The 24,713-nt window shown below is 68.4% G+C and carries 19 protein-coding genes; 10 read left to right on the top strand and 9 right to left on the bottom strand.

What is annotated here, in order from left to right:
* Positions 1-71: 71 nt before the first annotated feature.
* Both ACRSCF_RS07630 and ACRSCF_RS07625 read right to left on the bottom strand, forming a co-directional pair.
* On the bottom strand, positions 72-1,355 hold the full coding sequence (locus ACRSCF_RS07630; RefSeq protein ID WP_016447674.1) for an efflux RND transporter periplasmic adaptor subunit: 1,284 nt from the start codon (positions 1,353-1,355) through the stop codon (positions 72-74).
* 121 nt (positions 1,356-1,476) lie between these two features.
* On the bottom strand, positions 1,477-2,337 hold the full coding sequence (locus ACRSCF_RS07625; RefSeq protein WP_244387901.1) for an alpha/beta hydrolase: 861 nt from the start codon (positions 2,335-2,337) through the stop codon (positions 1,477-1,479).
* A 175-nt stretch (positions 2,338-2,512) separates the two neighbouring features.
* Between ACRSCF_RS07625 and ACRSCF_RS07620 the strand changes: the two genes are divergently transcribed.
* Positions 2,513-3,427, top strand: a complete 915-nt coding sequence (locus ACRSCF_RS07620; protein WP_432675462.1) for a LysR family transcriptional regulator — start codon at positions 2,513-2,515, stop codon at positions 3,425-3,427.
* Positions 3,428-3,778: 351 nt separating this feature from the next.
* Positions 3,779-5,122, top strand: coding sequence for an NADP-specific glutamate dehydrogenase (gene gdhA / locus ACRSCF_RS07615; protein ID WP_016447677.1), 1,344 nt, complete (start codon positions 3,779-3,781; stop codon positions 5,120-5,122).
* Between the two features lie 84 nt (positions 5,123-5,206).
* Here the strand turns inward: gdhA and ACRSCF_RS07610 are convergent, their stop codons facing one another.
* Together ACRSCF_RS07610 and ACRSCF_RS07605 are read right to left on the bottom strand one after the other, a co-directional pair.
* Entirely contained in the window at positions 5,207-6,541 is a 1,335-nt protein-coding gene (locus tag ACRSCF_RS07610) for a serine hydrolase domain-containing protein (protein WP_034363766.1), read from the bottom strand.
* Positions 6,542-6,650: 109 nt separating this feature from the next.
* Entirely contained in the window at positions 6,651-7,523 is an 873-nt protein-coding gene (locus ACRSCF_RS07605) for a methylglyoxal synthase (RefSeq protein ID WP_016447679.1), read from the bottom strand.
* A 149-nt stretch (positions 7,524-7,672) separates the two neighbouring features.
* On the opposite strand from ACRSCF_RS07605, the gene ACRSCF_RS07600 reads away from it, so the two are divergent.
* Positions 7,673-8,575, top strand: a complete 903-nt coding sequence (locus ACRSCF_RS07600; RefSeq protein ID WP_209801630.1) for an alpha/beta hydrolase — start codon at positions 7,673-7,675, stop codon at positions 8,573-8,575.
* A 27-nt stretch (positions 8,576-8,602) separates the two neighbouring features.
* Here ACRSCF_RS07600 and ACRSCF_RS07595 read toward each other — a convergent pair whose 3' ends face one another.
* A complete protein-coding gene (locus ACRSCF_RS07595) occupies positions 8,603-10,042 on the bottom strand; it encodes an alpha/beta hydrolase family protein (RefSeq protein WP_034363770.1) in 1,440 nt (479 codons plus the stop codon).
* Positions 10,043-10,353: 311 nt separating this feature from the next.
* On the opposite strand from ACRSCF_RS07595, the gene ACRSCF_RS07590 reads away from it, so the two are divergent.
* On the top strand, positions 10,354-12,015 hold the full coding sequence (locus ACRSCF_RS07590; RefSeq protein WP_034363774.1) for an ankyrin repeat domain-containing protein: 1,662 nt from the start codon (positions 10,354-10,356) through the stop codon (positions 12,013-12,015).
* A gap of 68 nt (positions 12,016-12,083) precedes the next feature.
* Here the strand turns inward: ACRSCF_RS07590 and ACRSCF_RS07585 are convergent, their stop codons facing one another.
* The 4 genes from ACRSCF_RS07585 to ACRSCF_RS07570 all read right to left on the bottom strand — a co-directional run bounded on the left by ACRSCF_RS07585 (position 12,084) and on the right by ACRSCF_RS07570 (position 16,706).
* Entirely contained in the window at positions 12,084-13,172 is a 1,089-nt protein-coding gene (locus tag ACRSCF_RS07585) for a type VI immunity family protein (RefSeq protein ID WP_034363844.1), read from the bottom strand.
* A gap of 39 nt (positions 13,173-13,211) precedes the next feature.
* Complete coding sequence (locus ACRSCF_RS07580) at positions 13,212-13,967, bottom strand: hypothetical protein (RefSeq protein ID WP_034363777.1); 756 nt, start codon at positions 13,965-13,967, stop codon at positions 13,212-13,214.
* Between the two features lie 333 nt (positions 13,968-14,300).
* Positions 14,301-15,566, bottom strand: coding sequence for a YeeE/YedE family protein (locus ACRSCF_RS07575; protein ID WP_034363780.1), 1,266 nt, complete (start codon positions 15,564-15,566; stop codon positions 14,301-14,303).
* A gap of 174 nt (positions 15,567-15,740) precedes the next feature.
* Positions 15,741-16,706 carry a sulfurtransferase gene (locus ACRSCF_RS07570; RefSeq protein WP_017407485.1) on the bottom strand — a complete coding sequence of 322 codons (966 nt, stop codon included), beginning with the start codon at positions 16,704-16,706 and terminating at the stop codon, positions 15,741-15,743.
* 214 nt (positions 16,707-16,920) lie between these two features.
* Between ACRSCF_RS07570 and ACRSCF_RS07565 the strand changes: the two genes are divergently transcribed.
* Genes ACRSCF_RS07565 through ACRSCF_RS07540 form a run of 6 tightly spaced genes read left to right on the top strand, consistent with a single transcriptional unit; the run spans position 16,921 to position 24,656 of the window.
* The gene (locus tag ACRSCF_RS07565) at positions 16,921-18,117 is read left to right on the top strand and encodes a multidrug effflux MFS transporter (RefSeq protein ID WP_047472926.1); all 1,197 of its coding nucleotides are present in this window, start codon (positions 16,921-16,923) and stop codon (positions 18,115-18,117) included.
* A 29-nt stretch (positions 18,118-18,146) separates the two neighbouring features.
* Positions 18,147-19,136: a tRNA (adenosine(37)-N6)-dimethylallyltransferase MiaA gene (gene miaA / locus ACRSCF_RS07560; protein ID WP_034363781.1), complete on the top strand. Its 990-nt coding sequence runs from the start codon at positions 18,147-18,149 to the stop codon at positions 19,134-19,136.
* A 16-nt stretch (positions 19,137-19,152) separates the two neighbouring features.
* The gene (locus ACRSCF_RS07555) at positions 19,153-19,869 is read left to right on the top strand and encodes an ABC transporter ATP-binding protein (protein WP_047472928.1); all 717 of its coding nucleotides are present in this window, start codon (positions 19,153-19,155) and stop codon (positions 19,867-19,869) included.
* Between the two features lie 19 nt (positions 19,870-19,888).
* Complete coding sequence (locus ACRSCF_RS07550) at positions 19,889-22,456, top strand: FtsX-like permease family protein (protein ID WP_034363782.1); 2,568 nt, start codon at positions 19,889-19,891, stop codon at positions 22,454-22,456.
* Between the two features lie 16 nt (positions 22,457-22,472).
* Positions 22,473-23,540: a PLP-dependent cysteine synthase family protein gene (locus tag ACRSCF_RS07545; RefSeq protein WP_034363784.1), complete on the top strand. Its 1,068-nt coding sequence runs from the start codon at positions 22,473-22,475 to the stop codon at positions 23,538-23,540.
* A gap of 3 nt (positions 23,541-23,543) precedes the next feature.
* The gene (locus ACRSCF_RS07540) at positions 23,544-24,656 is read left to right on the top strand and encodes a lipocalin-like domain-containing protein (protein WP_034363785.1); all 1,113 of its coding nucleotides are present in this window, start codon (positions 23,544-23,546) and stop codon (positions 24,654-24,656) included.
* Positions 24,657-24,713: the final 57 nt, after the last annotated feature.

Here is a 24,713-nt window from a genome sequence, read left to right as displayed (position 1 = left end):
CACGGCAAAGCGCGGCCCATGCCGCCTGCGGTCAGGCGGCATTTCAGAGGCAGGAAAGGTGTGCGGCTAGATCAGGACTTGGTTGCGTCAGCCACTTGTTCGGCTGCCTGCCGGGTGCCCGGCTGGCGGGCATCGGCCCGCGCATCCATGGACACCTCCTTGGGCGCGACCAGGGCGCCGGGGCGGATGTGCTGCAGGCCGTTGACCACCACGCGCTCGCCAGGCTGCAGGCCCTGGGTCACGTTGCGCAGGCCGTTGACCGAGGCGCCCAGCACCACCTCGCGGTAGACGGCCTTGTTGTCGCCGCCCACCACCATCACGTACTTCTTGCTCTGGTCCGTGCCGATGGCGCGCTCGCTGACCAGCAGCATGCTGCTGTCGCGCGCCTGGCCCATGCGGATGCGGGCGAACTGGCCGGGCATGAGGGCGCCGTCCTTGTTGTCGAAGGCCGCGCGCACGCGCACCGTGCCGCTTCGGGCATCGACCTGGTTGTCGATCAGCTGCAGCCGGCCCTCGAAGGGCGTGCTGCCGGCCGTGGCCGTGCCCATCTGCACGGGAATGCTGTCGATCCTGGCGCGGTTGCCCGCGCCGCCGCCCAGCTCCTTGAGCGCGCGCGTGATGACCTGCTCATCGGCATCGAAGCTCGCATAGATGGGGCTGACCGAGACCAGCGTGGTCAGCACCGGCGCGCCCGGGCCTGCGGCCACCAGGTTGCCCACGGTGATCTCGCGCTTGCCGATGCGGCCCGACACGGGGGCGCGCACCTGGGTGTAGCCCAGGTTCAGCCGCGCCGATTGCAGGGACGCCTGGGCCGCGCGCAGATTGGCCTCGGCCTCGCTGCCTGCGTTGATGCGCTCGTCCAGCTCGCGCTGGGCAATCGCCCGCTCGTCCCACAGGCGGCGTGCGCGCTCCTGCTCGCTGCGTGCATAGGACTGGCGTGCCTGGGCCGAGGCCACCTGGGCTTCGGCACGCTCGACCTCGGCCGCATACGGTGCGGGGTCGATGGTGATCAGCAGATCGCCCTGCTTGACCAGCGCGCCCTCGCGAAAGTGCACGGCCTGCACGGCGCCAGCCACGCGGGAGCGGATGTCCACGCGCTCCACGGCTTCAAGGCGGCCCGAGAACTCGTCCCAGGCGGTGACCTCGCTTTCGGCGACCGTGGCCACCGACACAGGCGTGGCGGCGGGCTGGGCGCTGGCGGGCGCGTCATCGGCCTTGGCATCGAAGCCGTGCAGGCCGAACAGGCCGGCGCTGACGGCGAGGATGGCCGCAGCGGCGGCCGGCAGCTTCCAGCCCTTGCGCTGGGCCGAGGCGGAAGAAGAGGGTGAGGAGGATGAGGTGGATTGGGTGGACATGGTGTTTTTTTGCGTAATTCAGGGAACACGATGCCCGCCCGGCGCCTGAACGCGCCGGGAAGGCGGAATCGAAATGGAAAAACGGGGGCAGCAAGGTTCGCCGGCTGCGGCGGCGCGGGGCCTAGCCCGGTGCTGCGGGCTTGTTCATGGTGGCCTCGAAGAAGTCATGCACATGCTGGAACACGGCGGCGCTGCAGGCCGTACAGGCCTCGGCCTCGGACAGGGCCTGCGGCCAGTTCGACGCGCTGGGCAGCACATGGCTGCTGGCCGTCACGCCGGCCGCGCGCAGGCGGGCCGCATAGGCCTGGGCCTCGTCGCGCAGCGGGTCGTCACCGCCCACCAGCACCAGAGCCGGCGGCAGCTGGGCCAGGCGCAGCGAGCTGCCGGGTACGGCATAGGGATGCATGGCGTCCTTGGGGCAGCTCAGGTACTCGCGCCAGCCCGTGGCCCAGCGGCATTCGCCGGCCTCGGGCGTGGCCTCGCGCTGCGAGGCGGTGCCGGTGCAGGGATCGAGCATGGGCGACACCAGGATCTGGCCTGCCAGCGGAGGGTGGCCCCGGTCGCGCGAGATCACGGCCACGGCGGCGGCCAGGTTGCCGCCGGCTTCTTCACCCGCGAGGAACAGCGGCGCGCCCTTGCCCGCCATCTTCACGCGGTGCTTGTACAGCCACTGCAGCACGGCGTAGCCCACCTCGATGGGCTGGGGAAACGGATGCTCGGGCGCCAGCGGATAGGCCAGCGACACCACGACGGCGCCCGCCTCGGCCAGCAGCCGGCCGATGTAGCGCCCGTTGTCCAGCGTGCCGCAGACAAAGGTGCCGCCATGGAAATGCAGCACCAGAGGCGAGACCGTACCGGGCCTGCGCTGGCCATAGGCGCGCGCAGCCACGGTGCCGTGCTCGGGCAGCTCGATGGAGAATTCTGTTTCGGCAATCTGCGCCCCGACGGCGGGGCCGTTCGGAGGCGACGAGGAAGTGGACATGGCGCGAACCTGCGGCAATGGTCGATGGTTGGAATATAGGCGGCGCCGGCCATGTCTGAAATAGCAACGCAGCCATCGCTCTGTTTCCGTTTCACGAACAATCGCCCGACACGGCGCGTGTGAGAATTCCGCCGAGCCGGCATTCCCTTGCCGGGCGCTGCAGGAGCAACTTTCCATGGACCAGATCCAGGCCATGCGTGTCTTCGTTCGCGTGGTGGAAGCCGGCAACTTCACCCGCGCCGCCGATTCGCTGGACCTGCCCAAGGGCACGGTCACCAAACAGATCCAGGCGCTGGAGGCGCGCGTGCGCGTCAAGCTGCTCAACCGCACGACGCGGCGCGTCACCGTCACGCCCGATGGCGCCGCCTACTACGAACGCGCGGCACGCCTGCTCAACGACTTCGACGATCTCGAAGCCAGCATGGTCAACACCCAGACCGCGCCCAGCGGGCGGCTGCGGCTGGACGTGGGCAGTTCCATGGCCCGGCTGATCATCATTCCGGCGCTGACCGAATTCTGCGAACGCTATCCCGACATACAGATCGACCTGGGCGTGGGCGACCGCCTGGTGGACCTGATCAGCGACAACGTGGACTGCGTGATCCGCGGGGGCGAGCTCAGCGACCAGTCCCTGGTGGCGCGCCGCATCGGCTCGATGAACTGGGTCACCGTGGCCTCGCCCGCCTACCTGGCACGCCATGGCGTGCCCCAGCATCCGTCCGAACTGGATACGAAGCACCAGATCGTCGCCTTCTTCTCGGGCCATACGCGGCGCATGTACCCGCTGGAATTCCAGCGGGGCGATGAATCCATCGAGGTGGCGGGCAACTACCGCATCGCGGCCAACGACAGCAATGCCTACACGGCCGCCGTGCTGGCGGGCTTTGGCATCGCGCAGCTGGTCACGGCCTTTGCCCAGCCGCTGATCGACAGCGGCGAACTGGTCGAGGTCCTGCCGGAATGGACCCAGCCGCCGCTGCCCATTCACGTGGTCTATCCGCCCAACCGCCACCTCAGCGCCAAGGTGCGGGCCTTCGTGGACTGGGTGGCCGACCTGTTCGCACGCCATCCCCAGCTGCAGCGCAGCTGAAAGGCCGTCGATGGGATGGCCGGGCGGGCCCAAGCCCCGTCCGGCTGCAAGGCCTTCCTAGCCATTCTTCATGTCAGCGGGCATGGCGCCAGCCATTCCCATTCGCCATGACCATGCACGCCACCGGATACGGCCGATCCAGGGGCCTGCCTGCCCGCCTACTGCTGCACGCAGCTTTCTGCCATGCACCAAATACCGTCAACCTCCTCTGAAGATGCACCGAAACACGGCACGAAGGCACCAAGCTCGGGCGCAGTTCACCAAAACGATGCATGACGGCATAACTTTTAGGCATAATCTTGGTTTGCACTCACCCCTTCCCGCAGCCGTTTTTAGTCAGAGGTTTTTTCCATGAAGTACGAGTCCGTCGGACAGTTCCTTGATGAAGTCGCGCAACGCAATCCCGGCCAGCCCGAATTCCTGCAAGCCGTCACCGAAGTGATGGAAAGCCTGTGGCCCTTCATCGAGAAGAACCCCAAGTACGCCGAGCACGGACTGCTGGAGCGCCTGGTCGAGCCCGAGCGCGTGGTCATGTTCCGCGTGAGCTGGACCGACGACAAGGGCCAGGTGCAGGTCAACCGCGGCTTCCGCATCCAGCACAGCATGGCCATCGGCCCCTACAAGGGCGGCCTGCGTTTCCACCCCTCGGTCACGCTGTCCGTGCTCAAGTTCCTGGCGTTCGAGCAGACCTTCAAGAACGCGCTGACCACGCTGCCCATGGGCGGCGGCAAGGGCGGCTCGGACTTCGATCCCAAGGGCAAGAGCCCCGCTGAAGTCATGCGCTTTTGCCAGGCCTTCGTCACCGAGCTGTTCCGCCACGTGGGCCCGGACACCGACGTGCCGGCAGGCGACATCGGCGTGGGCGGCCGCGAAGTGGGCTTCATGGCCGGCATGTACAAGAAGCTGTCCAACAGCGCCGCCAGCGTGTTCACGGGCAAGGGCCTGTCCTTCGGCGGCTCGCTGATCCGCCCCGAAGCCACCGGCTACGGCACCGTCTACTTCGCCCAGGAAATGCTGGCCACGCGCGGCCAGTCCTTCGCAGGCAAGACCGTCTCCATCTCCGGCTCGGGCAATGTGGCCCAGTACGCCGTGGAGAAGGCCATGCAGCTGGGCGCCAAGGTGGTGTCGGTCTCCGACTCCTCGGGCACCGTGTATGACCAGGACGGCTTCACCACCGAGAAGCTGGCCATCCTGATGGACGTGAAGAACCACCGCTACGGCCGCGTGGACGAGTACGCCAAGCTGGTGGGCGCTGAGTTCCTGCGCGGCAAGACGCCGTGGCACCTGAAGGTGGACGTGGCCCTGCCCTGCGCCACGCAGAACGAACTGACCGAGGAAGATGCCAAGGTGCTGATCGCCAACGGCGTGGTCTGCGTGGCCGAAGGCGCCAACATGCCCTCGACCATCGAAGCCGCCAAGGCCTTCGAGAAGGCCGGCGTGCTGTACGCACCGGGCAAGGCCAGCAATGCCGGTGGCGTGGCCACCTCCGGCCTGGAGATGAGCCAGAACGCGGCCCGCCTGTCCTGGCCAGCCGAGGAAGTCGATGCCCGCCTGCTGCAGATCATGCAAGGCATCCACGCCGCCTGCCTGAAGTACGGCAAGCGCGAGGACGGCACGGTCAGCTACATCGACGGCGCCAACATCGCCGGCTTCGTCAAGGTGGCCGATGCCATGCTGGCCCAGGGCGTGATCTGAGCGTCAGCGCTCCCCACCCCTGACGAAAGCCCATGCAGCTTGCTGCATGGGCTTTTTTCATGGAAAGAGATGGATTCGCGCGCCTTACCTGTCGCGCACCGCATCGGCCAGCGCCGCCCAGGCCTTGAGCGTCAGCGCATGCGTGAGGGCCGCGCCCGCCACCGGGTGCGATGACAGCTTGACCACCACCATCTGCGCGGCCGGGTTCACGTGGATGAACTGGCCGTGAATGCCGGCGGCCTCGTAGGCGCCATCGGCGTTGTGCAGTACCCACCATTGGTTGCGGTAGCTGTAGCCAGGCCGCGCGGCCTGGATGCCGCGGAACTTGAACTGCTCGCGGTCGCCGCCGCGCGCAATGTCGTCCAGCACCGCCTTGTCGAAGATCTTGTGGCCGTTGAAGCTGCCGCCCAGGCGCAGCATCTCGCCCACGCGCGCCAGGTCACGCGCCGTGGCGTTCAGGCCCGCGCCCTGCAGCGGCGTGCCGGTGCTGTCCACCATCACATAGGCGTCTTCCTGCATGCCCAGCTTCTGCCAGATGTTCTCGCTCATGAGATCGCTCCAGCGCCGGCCCGTGACGCGCGAGACGATCCAGCCCAGCACCTCGGAATGCACGGTGCGGTAGACAAAGCCCTCGCCATGCGTGCCTTCCTTGGGCAGCGTCTTGAGGAAGTCGTACACATTGGTCGGCCCCGCGTAGCCGGGCGGGCGCGGCAGCATGCCCGAGGCCCATGAGTAGCCGAAGATCTCGGTCTTGGGGTCGGTGTAGTCCTCGCGAAAGCGCACGGCCCCGGTCATGTCCATGACCTGGCGCACCGTCATGTCGCCCCAGGCCGAGCCTTCCAGCTCGGGCACGTATTTCGTGACCAGGGCCTGGGGGTCGATGCGCCCCTCGTGGGCCAGTTGCGCGGCCATCAGGCCGGTGAACGATTTGGTGACCGAGAACAGCAGGTGGGGCGAGCTGGCCTGCATCTGGTTCTGGTAGCGCTCGAAGACCACCCGCCCCTTGTGCAGCACCACGATGGCATCGGTATAGGTGCGGTCCAGCCACTGGTCCACGGTGATGGGCTGGCCCTTGTCGTCGTCAAAGCGCAGGCCGCCCAGGGCCATGGGCGCTTCGGGCAGTGCCGAGGGCGCCGCCGCGCCGCGCCGGATGTTCTGCGTGGGCTGGATTTCGCGCAGGTGCTGCACCACCCAGCGCAGCTGTGGATAGCGGTAGCCGTTGGACACGTCCACGCGCTTGTCGGCGGCCGGCGGAAAGCCCTGCATCAGCCCCAGTTGCTCCAGGCGCACGCTGTCGGGCGGCGGCAGCGCGGGCGCTGCGGGGGCCTGTGCCTGGGCCGCCACCCAGCCGGGCAGTAGCACCAGCAGGGCCAGCAAGGCCATGGCATGCCGGGAACGCCGAAAGAGCGGACTGACCATCGTTGTCTCCTTGGTTTTGGAAACGGCCAGTCTTGCAGAAAGCCCTCGGCCGGTCACGGGTGTTCGCCCGCCCGCAGGCCGGCGGGCTGTCGTCTGCGTGACGAAGGTTTCAGCGGCGCATCAAGGCCGCATCGCACCAGCGCTGCGCCACGGCCGGAGAAGTGGTGCAGACCGTGTCGTGCGTCACCGTGGTCACGGCGCGCTCCAGCAGCTGGATGTCGGCCTCGTGCTGGCGCGCCACATGCGGGTCCTCGAAGAAGATCACGCGCTGGCAGCGGCGGTCCAGCACCAGGTCGGCGATCTGCGCATCGCCGCCCAGCGGGCCGCTGTTGTAGCGGTCCACCCAGGGCCGGTCCTCGGGCCAGCCACGGCTCCAGGCCATTTCGTTGAGCCTCTGTCCCGTGGTGCCCGTGCCCACGCGCCGGCCAAAGCGCGACAGCAGCTCGAAGTTGCGCGCCGCGAAATCCAGCATGGTGGGCTTGAGCGCATCGTGGGCGATCAGCGCCAGCGTCTGCTGTGCGTAGTCGTGAAAGCGCTGCGCACCGGCATCCTTGGGCAGACCTGCCTGGATGCGCTCCATCTCGACCCAGTCCCGCGCCGAGGCCACGGTGGACAGGAAGGGCTTGCCATGGATCACGCACTGGCGCTTGAGCGCCACGGCCTCGGGAAAGATGGAGGACGGATCCACCGGGTCGGTGAAATAGATGGCCCCGTCGATGGTGCGCTCGTCACCTTCCACGCCCACCACCTCGGCCACCAGTTTCATCAGCCCGCCTTCGCGGCCATAGGGATAGCGGCGCAGGCCCCGGTAGGACGCCAGCATGCCGGCCGCCTGGATGGCATCGAAGGTGCGGCCCACGGCATGCAGGCCCAGCTGCAGCTCGCGGATGCCGGACTCGCAGGCGCGCAGCCAGCCGAACAGTGCGGCATCCTCGGTTTGGTGGTGGATTCGGTTGGCGGCCAGGCCCAGGCGTATCGGCATACAGGTTCACTCATCAACAGTGGGGAGAGGCCCGTGCAGCCAGGACAGCCTGCGGACCAGCGGCAAGAATAGCGCCAATCCATGACAGCGCCTGCCGGCACGGCGGCGGCGCTGAACTTTTGGCCGGCCCGTGCATCCATTGTTGCGTCATGCCCTCACTGCTTTCCCACCTGTGGCCCCGACGGCGCCTGCACCGGCTCACGGCAGCGCTGGGCGTGGCCGCGCTGCTGGCGGCCAGCGGCTGCTCCGTGCTGGACACCAAGCAGCGCGAATGGATCTTCCAGCCCAGCGACCGCAGCTGGCCCGGCGCCAACACGGCCGGCATGGAAGATGTCTGGATCGACATGCCAACGCAGGACGGCGCCCGCCTGCATGCGCTGTGGCTGCCCCAGCCGGCCACGGCCGGCAACGCCCCCGTGCTGCTGTACCTGCATGGCGCGCGCTGGAACGTTGCCGGTTCCTCGCCGCGCATCCGGCGGCTGCACGAACTGGGCTTTTCGGTGCTGGCCATCGACTACCGGGGCTTCGGCAAGAGCAGCGCCGGCCTGCCGTCCGAGGAATCGGCCGCCGAGGATGCCCGCGCAGGCTGGGACTGGCTGGGCCGGCACGCTCCGAACCGGCCGCGCTTCATCTTCGGCCATTCGCTGGGCGGCGCCATCGCCATCGACCTGGCGCGCAGCGTCCAGGATGAGGCCGGCGTCATGGTCGAGGCCACCTTCACCAGCATTCCCGACGTGGTCCGCAGCTTCCGCTGGGGCTGGCTGCCCGTGGGGCCGCTGATCACCCAGCGCTTTGCCTCCGTCGACAAGGTGGCCGGCATAGGCTCGCCGCTGCTGGTCGTGCACGGCAGCGCCGACCCGCTGATCCCCGCCACGCTGGGCCGCCAGCTGTTCGACGCGGCCAGCGAGCCCAAGCGCTTCGTGCTCATCGAAGGCGGCAACCACCACAACACCCAGTCGCGCGCCATGGAGCAATACCGGCAGGCGCTGGACGAGCTGTTCGGGCTGCGCCTGCTCGCACAGGCGCCCACCGCGCCTCCAAGCCCGCGCTGAGCGGCGCAGCCTGCGCCGCCTTCCGCGCTACGGGCAGCTTGCCGCGTTCTGCGAGATCACGGCACGCAACTGCCGCGTGGTGGTGCTGTCATCCGGGCCCAGGGTGTTGCGCGTGTAACGGCAGCCATAGGTCGGCGCGGCCACCGTGGCGGCCGTCTGCACATCGTCACCGCCCGGCTTGGCGCCGCCCTGCTCCCACTGCACCATGGCATCGAAGGCCTCCACCTGCTCGGCCACGGTGAAGTCGCAGTGCGATGCGCCGCGGATGGCGCGCTGCACCAGCCAACGGTCCTTGCCCTTGTCGGCCACGCGTCGCTGGTAGATCTGCTGCATGCTGAACGGCACATACAGGTCGCCCAGCGTGTGCAGCGTCACCACGGGAATGCCGATGTCGCCTGGGCTCACGGGAATCCAGCGCAGGCCGTCGCGGCGCAGCCGGTTGGCATCGGGCGCGGCCGTGCGCTTTTGCGCGGCGGCATTGAGCGCGGCCGAGGCCGCTGCATCCCCATCGATGCGGTAGGTGAAGCGGTTGGTATCGGTCACGTTGCGGTTCAGGATGCCGTTGACCGAGCCGTCGCTGCCGAACACGCCCCAGACCGGAGCGAACGAGCCGCCCACGGCCACACCCAGGTCGAACAGCGGGCGCGGACCGCCCGTGAGATTCTGGATCACCGACAGATAGGCGCGGCCCGTCGCGGTAGGTGCAGACGGGAAGGTCGTGAACAGGGCCGATGTCACCTTGCCCTGGATGGCCGCCCAGTCGGTGACGGCATGCTGGGCCTCGCCCGCCAGGGCCTGGGCAGTGACCTGGGCTGCCGCGAAGTAGTCGAACAGTTGGGTATCGCCCATCACGCCGCACATGGGCACGGCGCCCTGGTAGCGCACCTTGTTGCGGGCCGTTGACTGGGCTTCGGCCTCGATGGCCGCCGCCGTGACATGGCCGCCCATGGAATGGCCGGTGATGTACAGGCGCTGCGGCTGCGCCAGCGGCCGGCCGTGGGATGCGGCCAGGCGGTTGAAGGCCAGCGCCAGCGCGTTCGTGTCCTCCACGCCGGCGCGCACGTCGTAGTAGTTCTTGCTGTAGCTGGACGCCGCCCAGGCATAGCCGTTCTGGATCAGGTAGCGGCGTATGGACGGATTGCTGACGTTGAGCGCACTGCCCTCGCCCGCATAGCCGTGGGCATACATCACCAGGCGGCCATTCCAGTTGGCGGGCACCTCGATGCGGTAGGCCGCGCCTTCCAGCACTCCGGCCCAGCGGCTGGTGCTGGCGTTGTCCACCGTGTCGCCAGCGGCAGCCGCCAGCGCATCGAACGTGGTGGCAGAAGGATTGGCCGGCGCAAAGCTGCGGCTATCCTGGGCCCGGGTTTCCTCGGGCGCATCACCGTCCCCCCCGCCGCAGGCCGCAAGGCCCGTGACCGCCAGCAGACCGAGATACTTCCAACGATTCCAACGCAGGGCTCGCATAAGACTGTCTCCTTGGGATGAAGGTTTGAAGGGGAACGCGCGCAAAAAATCCGTTTCAAGGGGGAGTGCCGACGCAGCCTATGCCAGACAACTGGCCCGCCATGCGGGTAGGAACCCGCAAGCAGGGGCTGCCGGCTGTCACCCAGATGACTGTCGCCTTGCGATAACATCCGCGCTTGCGGTGCAGGCCGCACCCGGACCTGCGGGAAGGGTTGAACCCACCTGTATGCGCCTCTCGGCGTTTTTCTCTTGCCACATGCCTTTGTGCGCCAAGCTGCAGGTCATTGGCCTTCGTGCACGGAGGTATCCCTGTGAAACGCATCCCCGCCCGGCCCGACATGGGCCATCTCAAGAAACAGGCCAAGCAACTGCTGGCCGCCTATCGCGCAGGCTCGGCCCAGGCCATGGAGCAATTGCGCGCCCACCTGCCCGCTGCCCGGGGCCGCACGGATGAGGCGCTGGCCGCCATGGACCTGCGGCTGCACGACGCCCAGTCCGCCGTGGCGCGCGAGCACGGTTTCGCCTCATGGAGCGAGCTGTCAGGCTACGTCGAGGCATGCCAGCGCCTGGCAGCGGACCCCGAGACATCCCGGCTGCACTGGCTGGCCCTGGTCTATGCCGGCGATGTGGCGGGCGGCACGCACCGCGCGCAGCCCGCGCTGGCCCGGCGCCTGCTGGACGAGCGGCCGGAGCTGCCGGGCAATGATCCCTGGATGGCCTGCGCCATCGGCAACCTGGCCGCGCTGCGCGAAGCCACGCACAGAGATCCCGGCTGGCTGCAGCGCGCAGGCGGGCCGCTGGGACTGCCGCCGCTGGTCGCCGTCACGCACTCGTGCCTGCTGCGCCTGCCCGAGTTCGCCGAGCCGCTGCGCGCCTGCGCGCGCTGGCTGCTGGACGCGGGAGCCGACCCGCTGCAGACCGTGGGCAATCGCTGGCCGCCGGCCTCGCTGCAGGCGCCCTCCGAGACCGAGCGGCTGTCAGCACTCTATGGCGCAGCAGGCCAGAACCATGATGCGCAACTGACGCAGATGCTGCTGCAGGCCGGGGCCGACCCCAACGACGGCGAATCGCTCTACCACTCTCTGGAAGGCACGCCGGCCAGCCGCGAATGCACGCGGCTGCTGCTGCAGGCGGGCGCGCGCGCGGAGGGCAGCAATGCCCTGTTCCGCGTGCTGGACCTGGACGATGTGCAGGCCCTGCGCCTGCTGCTGGACCACGGCGCCGATCCGAACGAGGACAACGGCCAGGGCGAATGGGGCCGCCCGCTGCTGTGGGCCATACGCCGGCTGCGCTCGCCCGCCCACGTGCAGGCCTTGCTGGATGCAGGAGCCGACCCGGCCACCCGCACACCGCAAGGCCTGGGCGCCGCCCGCCTGGCACGGCGCTTTGGCCTGGCCGACGTGGCCGTCCTGCTGGAACAGGCCACGGGCGCTGAACCCGCCACGCCCGAAGAACAGTTCGTTGCCGCCTGCGCCATGGGCGACCGGGCCCGGGCCGGAGGGCTTCTCGCGTCCCACCCGGGTCTGCTGCAAGGACTGTCTCACGAGCAGCTGCGCATGCTGCCCGAACTGGCAGCCCTGGGCCGCATGGAGGCCGTGCGCTGCATGGTGGAACTGGGCTGGCCCATCGCTGCGCGCGGCGGCGACTGGGATGCATCCGCACTGAACCAGGCCGTTTTCCGTGGCGATGCCGCCATGGCGCGCTTCCTGCTGGAGCACGGCGCACAGTGGACCGAACGCCACGCCTATGGCGACAACTGCGCAGGAACCCTGTGCTGGGCATCGCTGAACCGGCCCGAATCCACGGAACCCGGCGGCGGCGACTGGCTGGGCTGCGCCCAGGCCCTGCTGGACCACGGTATGCCCATGGCCCGGCCCGACCCCGAAGTACCCGGCTGCGTGCTCATCGACGGCAACCGGCAGCGGTATCCGGACGAGATCACGGATTTGCTGCTAGGGGTTGACGCGGACTAGGTCCGCCCGACCCGAAAACCCGTCCTGCCGGCTGGCCCGGCAGGATTCAGCTGCAGTGCCTGCATGGGTCAGAACAGATCAAACCGGCTCATGTAGGCATCGCATGCCAGCAGCCACGCATGTTCATCATTGGACCCCGAAGGCGGCGGGCCGATGAAGTTGTTGAGCCGGGATCTGGCGCGCAAAGGCTTGAGCAGGCGTGCCGCCTCGCCAAAGGCGGGCAGCGTCAGCCCCTGGTCCATATCCCCCAGTCCTGGGAAATCTCCTGCCCGTATCCCCAGACAGTTGCCTACATCCCCAGCCGAAAGATACTGGCTGGCCTGAACCTGCTTGCGCACCGCATCCCGACCACCCAGCTTTTCCAGCAAGGCATCACTCACAAAACTCAGCCAGTTGATGCTGTACATGGCGTTGTTGAAGTCATGGCTCATCAACGCAAGACTGCCCAGGGCATTCAAACCCGGGAAACGCTGCAGGTAGGGATACAGTATTTGCTGCCCTTTGCCGTCGGGTCCGATATTGCGTTCTTCCACTGCGGGCATGACGCCCCAACCTGCAATGGCCCAATAGGGCTGCATCAACTCCACAATCTGGGTGGTGAGGCGGCCCACATTGCGCTCTGGCGGTTGATCCATAATCCACCACGCGGGAAATGCCATGCGAATGAAAGACATGGCCGGGCCCTTTTTTATCGACCCATATCTCTCACGATACCAAATACCCTCATCATTCTCAATACGGCAATAAAGGCGAAAGTCTTGCGCATTATTCTCCCACACCTCAGGAGGATTTGGCTTACCCGAAGCCATATGAAATATCAGGGCATAACCTTTTGGGTTATCAAAGCTTTTCTGCTTCTTTGCAGCCAACTTTCTTTGTGCTATCGCGCTGGTCAGCATGGCAGGCATTCCGTCGTACCAATAAACCAGTTTCTCCTTCCCTACAGCCTCACAAAAAAGTTCCACCACTTCCCATGCACGCTCACGCACGGCCAATGAATCCCCGTCATGGAACACCATCTCGATCGTCCAGCCTGCTCTTGCACAAATACGTCCAAATTGATTCTGCAATACCAGCGCCTTGAGAATATCCATCGTCGCCACGGTGGCTTTTTGAAGTTCTCTGGTGCTCAAAGGTTTGTTGAAGTCTTTTGCCATATCCATCCTCCATATTTCACTCAATCCAATCCATCAACTTCAGAATGACAACCCGAGGAATCTCGCCAGTGCGCTCCCTACCGCACCAACACCTCGCAGTGCCCTCCCCAGTGCGGATGCACCGGCCGCAGCCCCGACGGCCGCCGCCGTATCCTTGTTCACCCGCTCTGCCAAAAAGATGGCCTTTTCCCTGTTGGCCTGCCATCGCGCTGCCTGGTTCAACACGCCTTCGTTCGCACTTTCTCCATCGCTGTCGCAAGCGCAGCTTCCGGCGTCCAAGGCATCCTTGAGAAACTTGTCTTCAAAAATATGTGAATAGGCCTGATGCTGTGTCCTGCCGTCTGTCCCTTCCGCATTGGAAAAGCCATCCCCCGGAAACTTCATCTCATAGACCCGCTGCACGTTGTCCAGCGCAGGCGGCAGGCGCGGGTTCTTCACCACGACCACATCCGGAATGCGCGAGCCCGCAGGCCGGCTGCGCGTGGGGCGCACGGGCTCGTTGCGCGACATGACAGGTGCTCTGTTCAGGTACGGCACTTCCTGCTTGTAGTAGCCCCGGTAGCCTTCAAACCCATCGGCCTGCATGACCACGCCGGCCACGCAGCGCTGGCCCAGGCCGCCGGTCATGCAGCAGCAAAACAGCTCGCACAGCGCCCTGCGGTCCAGTTCGTTGTCGAAGTCCCGGGTGCCGCATACCTTGTTGAAGCCCACAAGCACGACAGCCTTGCACAGGTCCCTGGACCGCTTCAGGCGATTGAGGGCAATGAAGGCGGGAACCAGTTGCCCGCAGCTCATGTATCCGAGCGGATGGCCGGTGGCCGCTCCACTGCCCCATTCAACTCGTGGAAACGCCCTGCGCGGCTCAATGGCGCATGGATGTCTATCCTGAATGTCATTGGCTCCTTCGCCTGTGAAAGGCGCTCCCTTCCTTCTGAAAGGAAAATAATAGGAGCAATGAATTGGGCACGTAAATCCTATTTTCCGGAGATTTCCAGGACTGAGCTGCCCGCAATTGGCAGCGGTCTCCTCTGAAAACTGGCAGAAAAAAGCCTAGGACAAGCAATGGCCAGAAAGCCTGTTTCAGGCGCCGCTCTCGCCTGTCACTCGGCAATCACCTCCTGCTGCAGGTCAAAGCCCCTGCGCTCCCGCACGCTCGTGCAGCCAGCGCCGCAACGCAAATCCCAGCCACAGCGCCGTGAACACGGCCGCGCCAAAGACCCAGCCCGACAGCGCGCCCGCCATGCTGCCCGACAGCAGCGTGCCGATGGTGCAGCCCAGCCCCGTCATGGCGCCCCAGCCCAGCAAGGCGCCACCGGCCAGGCCGCGAGCCGCATCGCGCCAGGTGGGGCGGCGTGGCGTCCACTGGCGGCTGGCCACGGCGGCGCCCCAGGCGCCGGCCACCAGGCCCAGCAGCAGCACGGCATGGGGCGTGAGCAGGCTGTTGAGCACGGCCGTGGCGCATCCGCCCAGGGTGTCCAGGCCGTGCAGGCGCTCGGGCACCCAGCCGCCCGCCTGGGCCCAGCCACGCACGGTGCTGCCCAGCGTGGTGGTCACTCCCAGCGGCCGCATGCGCACGATGGCGGCGGCCGCGATCAGGCCCACGGCCAGGCCGCCCAGCGCGGCGTTCCAGCGGCCTTGCCACAGTGACAGCCACAGCTGGCGCAGGCCCGGTGGCTGCGCCGGTTCTGCCGCAGGCCGGGGCCGTGCGCGGCCCGAGCGCCCATGAATGCGCCAGACCCAGGCTGCCAGCAGGCCCAGCACGGCCAGTTGCAGCGCCAGCGCGCCGCCATAGCCCAGATGGGCCGGCAGCCAGATGACGGGCGCATCGGCAATGGCCAGGCTGTACAGCGGGTTCCAGCTGCGAAACCCCAGCACGAAGCCCAGGCCGGTGCCGACCAGGGCAAACGGCGCCACGGGCGAGCCCTCGCCCAGCCGGTACCAGTGGGCGCTGATGCACGAGCCCGAGACCGACATGCCCGCTCCAAAGGCCAGGCCCGCAAGGACCAGCACCCAGCTCACGGGACCTATGTGCATGTCGGGCGGCAGCTGCCCGGGCTGGGGCACGGCCACCCAGCTGCCCAGCACCACGGTCATGCCCGCCGAGCCCACGGCCAGCGCCAGCAGGATGGAGAGCACGCCGCGCGGGTCGCCGAACTCGAACCAGTCGCGCGCATGGCAGTAAAAGCAAAAGCGCGAGCGCTGCAGCACCAGCCCCAGCAGCAGGCCCAGCGCCAGCGCAAAGACCAGGGTGCGCCCGCCGCCTTGCAGCTGCAGCTGCGCCGCCACAGGCCAGGCTGCGGCCAGCACGGCGGCCAAGGGCAGCCATCTGGTCCAGTCCCTTGCCCTGTGCCTGCCATTCACGTTCTGCGTGTGCTCACCGGTCACGCTTGTCATTGCTGCCCCCCTTTTGTTGCCATCCACGCATAAAAAAGGGGCCCGCAGCCTGCGGGCCCCAAAGGAGCCGAGCTTTTGCCAAAGCCACACGTCACGCACCTGATCCGTCGAACCAAGAGCACCGACACCCCTCGCCCGGCCCCCGCCTTCAAGACAGGTTGATCGACGGCGGGATCATTTCGCGGCCCAGACCGTACCGGCCGGGTTGTTGATGGGCACGCCCACGGAGTTGCCGTATTCGGTCCACGAACCGTCGTAGTTGCGCACCTGGTAGCCGAGGATCTTGGACAGCGCAAACCAGGTGTGGCTGGAGCGCTCGCCGATGCGGCAGTAAGTGATGACGGGCTTGCTGCCGTCGATGCCCACGCCCGCATAGAGCTTCTTGAGTTCTTCGGCGGACTTGAAGCTGCCGTCCTCGCGCACTGCCTGGCCCCAGGGCACGTTGACGGCACCGGGGATGTGGCCGGCGCGGATGGCCAGCTCCGGCACGCCGGCCGGGGCGAAGACCTTGCCCTGGTATTCGTCGGCCGAGCGGATGTCGACGAGCCTGGCGTCGCTGCGACCTTCGGCCGAGGCCAGCGCATCGGTCAGGCGCGCGCGCAGCGCGGTGTTGACCTTGCCCACGCGGTAGGTGGTGGCCGCATATTCCGGGGCGCGGTTGTTGAGGGGGCGGTTTTCGGCCTCCCACTTCTTGCGGCCGCCGTCCAGCAGCTTGACGTTCTGCACGCCATAGATGTCAAAGACCCAGGCCCCCCAGGCTGCAAACCAGTTGTTGGTATCGCCGTACAGCACGACCGTGGTGCCGTCCTTCACGCCGGCCTGCGACAGCAGTTTCTCGAACTGCTCCTTGCCCACGATGTCGCGGCGCACCTTGTCGTTGAGATCGTTGTGCCACGAGAAATTGACCGCGCCCGGCACATGGGAGCGCTCGTACAGGCCGGGGTTGACGCTGACTTCGACGATGCGCACGTCGGCGCGGTTGAGGTTGGCCGCCAGCCATTCGGTGCTGACCAGCGGACCTTCGGGAACGGGCGCATTGGCATGGGCCGTGCCGCCGATCAGGGCCGCGACGTACAGCACGGTGCAGGCACCCTGGCGCAGGGTGGCGGGGATGGTGGAGAAAGCGGTCGGCGTTGCCATCACGGTCCTTTGTTCGCAGTTGCGTTGATTGCTCGGTTGGGGTCGGGTTGCTCTGCAATGCAATGTAGGCAGGGGCGGGCAGGTTCCCAACTGCGCAATCCGCAGATGGATATGCGCCGCCAAGGCATGGACAGCGGCACCCCGGGTTCTCTGCTACCCTCGGGCGCCTATGTCAGCGCCCCTGTCTCCCGCCGTCGCGCAAGCGCAGCCGGCCATGTCCCCCGTCCTGGTCGTCATCCTGCTCGGCCTGCTGCTGGGGCTTCAGCCGCTGGCCACAGATCTGTACCTGCCCGCCCTGCCCTCGATACAGGCAGCCTTCTCCACCCAGGTGTCCCAGGTGCAGCTCACGCTGACGGCCTTCCTGCTGGCCTTCGGCTGCTCGCAGCTGGCCTGGGGGCCGCTGTCCGACCGCTTCGGGCGCAGGCCCATCCTGCTGGCCGGCATGTCCATCTATGTGCTGGCCGCGCTGGGCAGCGCCAGCGCCGAGACCATGGAATCGCTGATTGCCTGGCGCGCGCTGCAGGGGGCATCGCTGGGCGCCGGCGTGATGTGCGCGCGCGCCATGGTGCGCGACCTGTTCGCGCCGCACCTGGGTGCCCAGGTCATGTCCAAGGCGCTGACCGGGCTGGGCGTGATCGCCTTCCTGAGCCCCGTCAGCGGCAGCCTGCTGGTGGATTCGCTGGGTTGGCGCGCCACCATGCTGGCCCAGGCGGTGATGGGTGCGCTGGCCCTCCTGCTGGTGGCCCTGCGCTTCACGGAGACACTGGCCCGCACCAATCCCACGGCGCTGCAGCCGCTGGCCCTGGCGCGCAACTGGATCACCATCGTGCGCCACCCGGGATTCCAGTCCTACCAGTTGCTGACCTGCTGCACCTATGCGGCCCTGTTCACCAACCTGGCCGCATCTTCCTTCACCTATATCCATGTGCTGGGCGTGAGCCGCACGGGCTACGGCCTGCTGATGGGCAGCAATGCGCTGTGCTACATCGCGGGCACCTTCCTGTGCCGCTGGCTGCTGCAGCGCATGGATGTGCGGCGCGCCGTGCAGATTGCCGGGCTGGCCAGCCTGCTGTCGGCCACGGCCATCGGCATTGCGGCGCTGGCCGATGCGCGCAGCCTCTGGGCCTATGCCCTGCCCTTCTATATCTTCCAGATCGCCCATGGCGTGCACATGCCCTGCGGCCAGAGCAATGCCATCGCGCCCTTCCCGCAGTCGGCGGGCACGGCCTCGGCGCTCAACGGCTTCACCATGATGCTCATCGCCTTTGCCATGGGACACTGGCTGGGCCTGCACCTGGACGGCCAGTCCACCCGGCCCATGGCCTTCGGCATCTGGTTCTGGGGCGTGTGCACGGCCCTGGTCGCCTGGGGGCTGGTGCGCCGCCACGGCGGGGTCGATGGCCACCGCTGATTTTCATTTCCTGCGTTTGCGTTTTTTGAATGTCCACCGCTTCCCCGCTCCCCTGCCTGGCCATCGCCGGCCCCACCGCTTCCGGCAAGACCGCTGCCGCCCTGGCCCTGGCCAGGCTGCTGGCCGAACGCGGCCAGGCCGCAGAAATCATCAGCGTGGACTCGGCCCTGGTCTATCGCGGCATGGACATCGGCACGGCCAAGCCTACGCCCGAAGAACTGGCTGCCTGCCCCCATCACCTGATCGATATCCGCGACCCGCTGCAGGCCTACAGCGCGGCCGAATTCGTGCAGGACACGCAGCGCCTGGTGGCCGAGATCCACGCGCGCGGCGCCCTGCCGCTGCTGGTGGGCGGCACCATGCTGTATTTCAAGGCCCTGCAGGATGGCATTGACGACATGCCGGCCGCCGACCCCGCCGTGCGCGAGCGGCTGGACGCCCAGGCCACCGAGATCGGCTGGCCCGCCATGCATGCGCTGCTGGCCCAGGTCGATCCCGCCACGGCCGCACGCCTGGCGCCGGCCGACAGCCAGCGCATACAGCGCGCGCTGGAGGTCTGGCAGGTGTCGGGCAAGCCGCTGTCCAGCTTTCATACACGAGCGGGCAAGGGTGCGGCACAGGGCCTGATCAGCCCCGGCGGCTTCTTCTCGCTGGAGCCGCAGGACCGCGCCTGGCTGCATGCGCGCATCGCCCAGCGGTTCGACGCCATGCTGAGCGCCGGCTTCATCGACGAGGTGCAGCAACTGCGCGCGCGCGGCGACCTGCACCTGGACCTGCCCTCCATCCGCTGCGTGGGCTACCGCCAGGCCTGGGAATCGCTGGACGGCCTGTACTCCATGGACTCGCTGCGCGAACGCGGCATTGCCGCCACGCGCCAGCTGGCCAAGCGACAGATCACCTGGCTGCGCAGCATGCCCGCCCGCCATGCCATTGCCTGCGATATGCCCGATGCCCAGCAGCAACTGCTGCAGGCAGCGATGGCCGTGGTGGCCGCAGCAACCCAGGCTCGCAACGGCTGAACAGGAAACCGCCTTCATGACTGCCGTGCCCCAGGACAACACGCCGCTGACTCAGCCGCCGCTGCTTCAGGTCCAGGGCCTGGCGCGGCGCTACCGCAACGACGGCGGCACGGAAACCGCCGTCTTCGAGAACGTGGACTGCAGCGTGGCGCGCGGCGAGTTCGTGGCCATCGTGGGTGACTCGGGCGTGGGCAAGTCCACCTTTCTCAACTGCCTGGCCGGGCTCGATGAGTGGCAGCAGGGCCGCGTGCTGCACGAAGGCCAGGACCTGTCGGCCCTGGATGAAACCGGCCGTGCGCTGTGGCGGCGCAGCCATGTGGGCTTCGTGTTCCAGGCCTTCCATGTGCTGCCGCACCTGGATGTCTGGCACAACGTGGCCCTGCCGCTGATGCTGCTGCAGCGGCTGGATGCAGCGGGCCGCCAGCGCGTGCAGCAACTGCTGCAGGCCGTCGGGCTGCAGGGGCTGGAGCAGCGCCTGCCCTGGCAGCTCAGCGGCGGCCAGCTGCAGCGCGTGGCCATTGCACGCGCCCTGGTCCACGGCCCGGCCCTGCTGCTGGCCGACGAGCCCACCGGCAACCTGGACCCCGGCACGGCCGCACAGGTCATGGAGCTGCTGCTGCAGCAGACCCGCGAGCACCAGGCCGCCCTGGTGCTGGTCACGCACTCCATCGAGGCCGCTCGCCGTGCCGACCGCCTGCTGCGCCTGACCGCACAGGGCATGCAGCCCGCCTAGCGCCAGAGACCATCCGCCCATGCTCGCCCTGCTTCGCACCTTTTCCTGGCAGGAGCTGCGCCAGCATCCCTGGCGCACGGCCACCGCCCTGGTGGCCATCATGCTGGGCGTGGCCCTGGGCTTTGCCGTGCACGTGATCAACCAGTCCGCGCTCGATGAGTTCTCGCGCGCCGTGCGCACGGTCAGCGGCCAGCCGGACCTGGAGCTGCGTGCCATGCAGGGCGGCTTGCCCGAATCGCTGTATGGCCGTGTTGCGCAGCAGCCCCAGGTCAGCCTGGCCGCACCCTGGATCGAAGCCACGGCCCTGGCCGGCACCGCCACGCCGGTGCAGTTGCGCGTGCTGGGCGGCGATGCGCTGCGGCTGGCGCCCGTGGCGCCTGCGCTCATGCCCCGGCTGTTCGATGGCGGCGGGCGGCTGGACCTGTTCGCGCCCGATGCGGTCTTCCTCAATGCAACGGCACTCGAAGCCCTGGGCCTGACGCCGGAGCAGGCGCGGCACACGCCCCTGCCATGGCAACTGGGCGGGCGCGCGCAGACCCTGCGCATCGCGGGCACGGTGGCCGCATCCGGCCCGCCGCTGGCCGTGATGGACATCGGTGCGCTGCAGGACAGCCTGCAGCGCTGGGGCCAGGTGGACCGCATCGATGTGCTGCTGGCCGAAGGCGCCACGCGCGAGTCCCTGCTGGCCGAACTGCGCCGCCTGCCCGACTGGCCCGCCCAGGCCCTGGCCAGCCGCCCCGGCGACGACCAGCAGCGCATTGCCGAGATGTCGCGCGCCTACCGCGTCAACCTCACGGTGCTGGCCCTGGTGGCGCTGTTCACGGGGGCGTTCCTGGTGTTCTCGGTGCTGGCGCTCAGCGTGGCCCAGCGCGCGCCGCAGTTCGCCCTGCTGGCCGTGCTGGGACTGACACCGCGCCAGCGCCTGGGCCTGGTGCTGCTGGAATCGCTGCTGCTGGGACTGTTGGGCAGCGCGGCCGGCATTGCCCTGGGCGCGGGATTGGCCTGGCTGGCCCTGCACCTGCTGGGCGGTGACCTGGGCGGCGGCTACTTTGCCGGCGTGCAGCCCGCGCTGCAGTGGAGCGCCAGCGCCGCGCTGACCTTTGGCCTGCTGGGCGTGGCCGCCACCGTGGCTGGCGGCTGGTGGCCGGCGCGCCAGGCGATGGAGTTGCCGCCCGCCGCCACGCTCAAGGGCCAGGGCGCGGGCTCCGAACGCGCGGCGCGCGGCCTGCCGGCCCTGCTGCTGATGGCAGCCAGCGTGGCCCTGGCCTTTGTGCCGCCCGTGGCCGGCATTCCCCTGGCCGCCTATGCCGCCGTGGCCCTGCTGCTGCTGGGCGGCATGGCCGCCCTGCCCTGGCTGTTGGGCCAGCTGTTGCGCCTGGTGCCGCAATCGCTGCTGCGCCAGCCGCTGGCCCTGCTGCCCGTGGAGCGCGCACGGCGCATGCGCCGCAGCACCACGGTGGCCGTGGGCGGCGTGGTGGCCAGCCTGAGCCTGGCCGTGGCGCTGACCGTGATGGTGGCCAGCTTCAGGGACAGCATGATCGCCTGGCTGGATGCCGTGCTGCCCGCCCCGCTGTACCTGCGCACGGCCGGCAGCGCAGGCCGTGCCGATGCCGCGCCCCTGCCCGCCGATCTGGCCCCGCGCATTGCCGCCCTGCCTGGCGTGCAGCGCGCCCAGCCCATGCGCAGCACCAGCCTGTGGCTCAGCCCGGATCGCCCCGCCGTCAGCCTGCTGCTGCGTCCGCTGCATGGCCCCCAGGGCCAGCAATTGCCGTGGATACAAGGCCCCGTGCAAGTGCCCGCTGGCAGCACGCCCGTCTATGTCAGTGAAGCCGTGGCCCAACTCTATGGCGTGCGGCCGGGCCAGGAGTGGCCGCTGCTGGCCCAGGCCCTGCCGTCGGAAGATTCCCGCGTGTTTGTGGCCGGCATCTGGCGCGACTATGTGCGCCAGTTCGGCGCCATCGCCATGGACTGGGATGACTACCAACGGCTTGCCGACGGCAGCGCCACCACGGCAGGCCCCACCGAAATCGCCATCTGGCCGGACGGCGACGACACGGCCACGGCGCAGCAGTTGCAGGCGCGCATCCAGTCGCTGATGGCCGGGCCGGGCGCCGCGCAGGCACTGGAGTTCGCCAGCAGCGGCGCGCTGCGCGAGCGCTCCATGCGCATCTTCGACCGCAGCTTTGCCGTGACCTACTGGCTGCAGGCCGTGGCCATCGGCATCGGCCTGTTCGGCATCGCGGCCAGCTTCAGCGCCCAGGTGCTGGCACGGCGCAAGGAATTCGGCCTGCTCGCCCACCTGGGCCTGACGCGGCGCGACATCCTGGCCGTGGTGGCCGGCGAAGGCATGGCCTGGACCACGGCCGGCGCCATCGCCGGCAGCCTGCTGGGCCTGGGCGTTGCCGTGATCCTGGTGCATGTGGTGAATCCGCAAAGCTTTCACTGGACCATGGAGCTGTCCCTGCCCTGGCCCCGCCTTTTGGCGCTGGCTGCCAGCGTGATCGCGGCAGGCACGCTGACGGCCTGGCTGGCAGGGCGTGCAGCTGCAGGGCGCGAGGCAGTGCTGGCGGTCAAGGAGGATTGGTAAGAGGCGGCCTGCGACAATGGCCGCCATGCCGCACACCACCTCCCCCTGGCTGCATGAGGCCATCAACCGCATCGAGGCCGACTACCAGCGCAGTGCCGACACGCACCTGATACCGCTGCCCCTGCCCGGCTTTGCCGGCCTGGGGATCGATCTCTACCTCAAGGACGAATCCACCCATCCCACGGGCAGCCTCAAGCACCGGCTGGCGCGCTCGCTGTTTCTCTATGCGCTGTGCAATGGCTGGGTGCACGAGGGCTCGACCATCGTGGAGGCATCGAGCGGCTCCACGGCCGTGAGCGAGGCCTACTTCGCGCGCCTGCTGGGCCTGCCCTTCGTGGCCGTGATGCCGCGCAGCACCTCGGTGGAGAAGATTGCACTGATCGAGTTCTACGGCGGCCGCTGCCATCTGGTGGACAGCGCCGCCCAGGTCTATGACGAGGCACGCGCCGTGGCCGCGCAGGCCGGCGGCCACTACATGGACCAGTTCACCTATGCCGAGCGCGCCACCGACTGGCGTGGCAACAACAATATTGCGGAGAGCATGTTCACCCAGATGCGGCGCGAGCGCCATGCCGTGCCGCGCTGGATCGTGGTGGGCGCGGGCACGGGCGGCACCAGTGCCACCATCGGCCGCTACGTGCGTTTCCAGCGCCATGCCACGGGCATCTGCGTGGCCGACCCCGAGGGCTCGGTGTTCGCCGCCCACCACCGCACGGGCGATGCCACCCTCACCGCGCCGGGCTCGCGCATCGAGGGCATAGGCCGCCCGCGCGTGGAGCCCAGCTTCGTGCGCACGCTGGTGGACCGCATGGAGGAAGTGGCGGACTGCGATTCCCTGGCCGCCATGCGCAGCCTGTCCGCACTGCTGGGCCGGCGCGTGGGGCCGTCCACCGGCACCAACTACGTGGCCATGCTCAGGCTGGCCAGCGAGATGCGCCAGCGCGGCGAGCAGGGCTCCATTCTTTCGCTGCTGTGCGATGCGGGCGAGCGCTACCTGCCCACCTACCATGATGCGGACTGGGTGATGCAGCGCATCGGCGACTGCGGGCCGGCCCAGGCGCGCATCGCGCAGTTGCAAGGCTGATCCATGATGCCCCTGCCCCGCCGCCATCTGCTGGGCCTGGCTGCCGGCCTGGGCCTGGGGGCGGCAGGACTGCCCGCCCAGGCACTGCCGCCACGCACGCTGGTCTTCCCGCGCGACCACGGCAACCACCCCGGGCTGCGCACCGAGTGGTGGTACATCACCGGCCAGGCACGCGCAGCGGGCCGGGCCTGGGGTTTCCAGATCACCTTCTTCCGGTCGCGCGTGCAGGCCACGCAGGAGCTGCGCTCCGCCTTTGCGGCGCGCCAGTTGCTGTTTGCCCATGCGGCGCTGTGCGATGTGCAGGGCGCTCGCCTGCACCACGACCAGCGCATTGCGCGCGCAGGCTTTGGCATTGCCCAGGCCAGCGAGGCCGATGCCGACGTGCGGCTGCAGGACTGGTCGCTGGCCCGCACCGATGAAGGCGCTGCCGAGCGCTATACCACGCGCCTGCGCAGCAGCACATTCGCCCTGGACCTGCGCTTTGACACCCGCCTGCCCCCCTTGCTGCAGGGCCGCGCCGGCCTGTCGCGCAAGGGTCCCGAACCCGATCAGGCCAGCTACTACTACAGCCGCCCGCAGCTGCAGGTGAGCGGCACGCTGGAGCTGGCAGGCCAGCGCATGGCGATAGAAGCCGCACGCGAGCCCGGCGACAACCGCGCCTGGCTGGACCATGAATGGAGCCAGGCCCTGCTGCACCCCGAGGCCGTGGGCTGGGACTGGATAGGCATGAACCTGTTCGACGGCGGCGCGCTCACGGCCTTTCGCGTGCGACGGGCGGATGGCAGCGCGTTGTGGGCCGGCGGCTCGCTGCGCGGTGTGGATGGCACGCTGCAGGTCTTCGCCCACGATGCAGTGCAGTTCACGCCGCTGCGCCACTGGAGCAGCCCTGCCAGCGGAGCGCGCTACCCCGTGCAATGGCAGGTGGACACGCCCGCTGGCCGCTTCACCGTGAACGCCCTGGTCGATGACCAGGAGCTGGACAGCAGCGCCTCCACCGGTGCCATCTACTGGGAGGGCCTGTGCAGCCTGCAAAAGCCCACCGGCCCGGGCCAGGAGGCGCGAGCCGGTCAGGGATACCTGGAGATGACGGGCTACGCCCGGCCGCTGCAGTTGTAGCTATGGCAGTCAACAGCATGGGCACGTAGCCCACCCCCTTGAAACCGTCCCAACCCG

Source organism: Delftia sp. 11MD (assembly GCF_050907895.1).
GTDB lineage: Bacteria > Pseudomonadota > Gammaproteobacteria > Burkholderiales > Burkholderiaceae_C > Comamonas > Comamonas tsuruhatensis.
The sequence above is the reverse complement of the archived record's forward strand: the minus strand, read 5'-3'. Positions and strand labels throughout refer to the sequence as shown.

Coding starts and splice junctions, on each gene's coding strand:
- ACRSCF_RS07610 (WP_034363766.1), bottom strand. CDS start 6,541: ATGGTCAGTCCGCTCTTTCGGCGTTCCCGGCATGCCATGGCCTTGCTG.
- ACRSCF_RS07555 (WP_047472928.1), top strand. CDS start 19,153: ATGACTGCCGTGCCCCAGGACAACACGCCGCTGACTCAGCCGCCGCTG.
- ACRSCF_RS07605 (WP_016447679.1), bottom strand. CDS start 7,523: ATGCCGATACGCCTGGGCCTGGCCGCCAACCGAATCCACCACCAAACC.
- gdhA (WP_016447677.1), top strand. CDS start 3,779: ATGAAGTACGAGTCCGTCGGACAGTTCCTTGATGAAGTCGCGCAACGC.
- ACRSCF_RS07620 (WP_432675462.1), top strand. CDS start 2,513: ATGGACCAGATCCAGGCCATGCGTGTCTTCGTTCGCGTGGTGGAAGCC.
- ACRSCF_RS07565 (WP_047472926.1), top strand. CDS start 16,921: ATGTCCCCCGTCCTGGTCGTCATCCTGCTCGGCCTGCTGCTGGGGCTT.
- ACRSCF_RS07575 (WP_034363780.1), bottom strand. CDS start 15,566: ATGACAAGCGTGACCGGTGAGCACACGCAGAACGTGAATGGCAGGCAC.
- ACRSCF_RS07540 (WP_034363785.1), top strand. CDS start 23,544: ATGATGCCCCTGCCCCGCCGCCATCTGCTGGGCCTGGCTGCCGGCCTG.
- ACRSCF_RS07600 (WP_209801630.1), top strand. CDS start 7,673: ATGCCCTCACTGCTTTCCCACCTGTGGCCCCGACGGCGCCTGCACCGG.
- ACRSCF_RS07595 (WP_034363770.1), bottom strand. CDS start 10,042: ATGCGAGCCCTGCGTTGGAATCGTTGGAAGTATCTCGGTCTGCTGGCG.
- ACRSCF_RS07625 (WP_244387901.1), bottom strand. CDS start 2,337: ATGTCCACTTCCTCGTCGCCTCCGAACGGCCCCGCCGTCGGGGCGCAG.
- ACRSCF_RS07630 (WP_016447674.1), bottom strand. CDS start 1,355: ATGTCCACCCAATCCACCTCATCCTCCTCACCCTCTTCTTCCGCCTCG.
- ACRSCF_RS07580 (WP_034363777.1), bottom strand. CDS start 13,967: ATGAGCTGCGGGCAACTGGTTCCCGCCTTCATTGCCCTCAATCGCCTG.
- ACRSCF_RS07545 (WP_034363784.1), top strand. CDS start 22,473: ATGGCCGCCATGCCGCACACCACCTCCCCCTGGCTGCATGAGGCCATC.
- ACRSCF_RS07570 (WP_017407485.1), bottom strand. CDS start 16,706: ATGGCAACGCCGACCGCTTTCTCCACCATCCCCGCCACCCTGCGCCAG.
- ACRSCF_RS07585 (WP_034363844.1), bottom strand. CDS start 13,172: ATGGCAAAAGACTTCAACAAACCTTTGAGCACCAGAGAACTTCAAAAA.
- miaA (WP_034363781.1), top strand. CDS start 18,147: ATGTCCACCGCTTCCCCGCTCCCCTGCCTGGCCATCGCCGGCCCCACC.
- ACRSCF_RS07550 (WP_034363782.1), top strand. CDS start 19,889: ATGCTCGCCCTGCTTCGCACCTTTTCCTGGCAGGAGCTGCGCCAGCAT.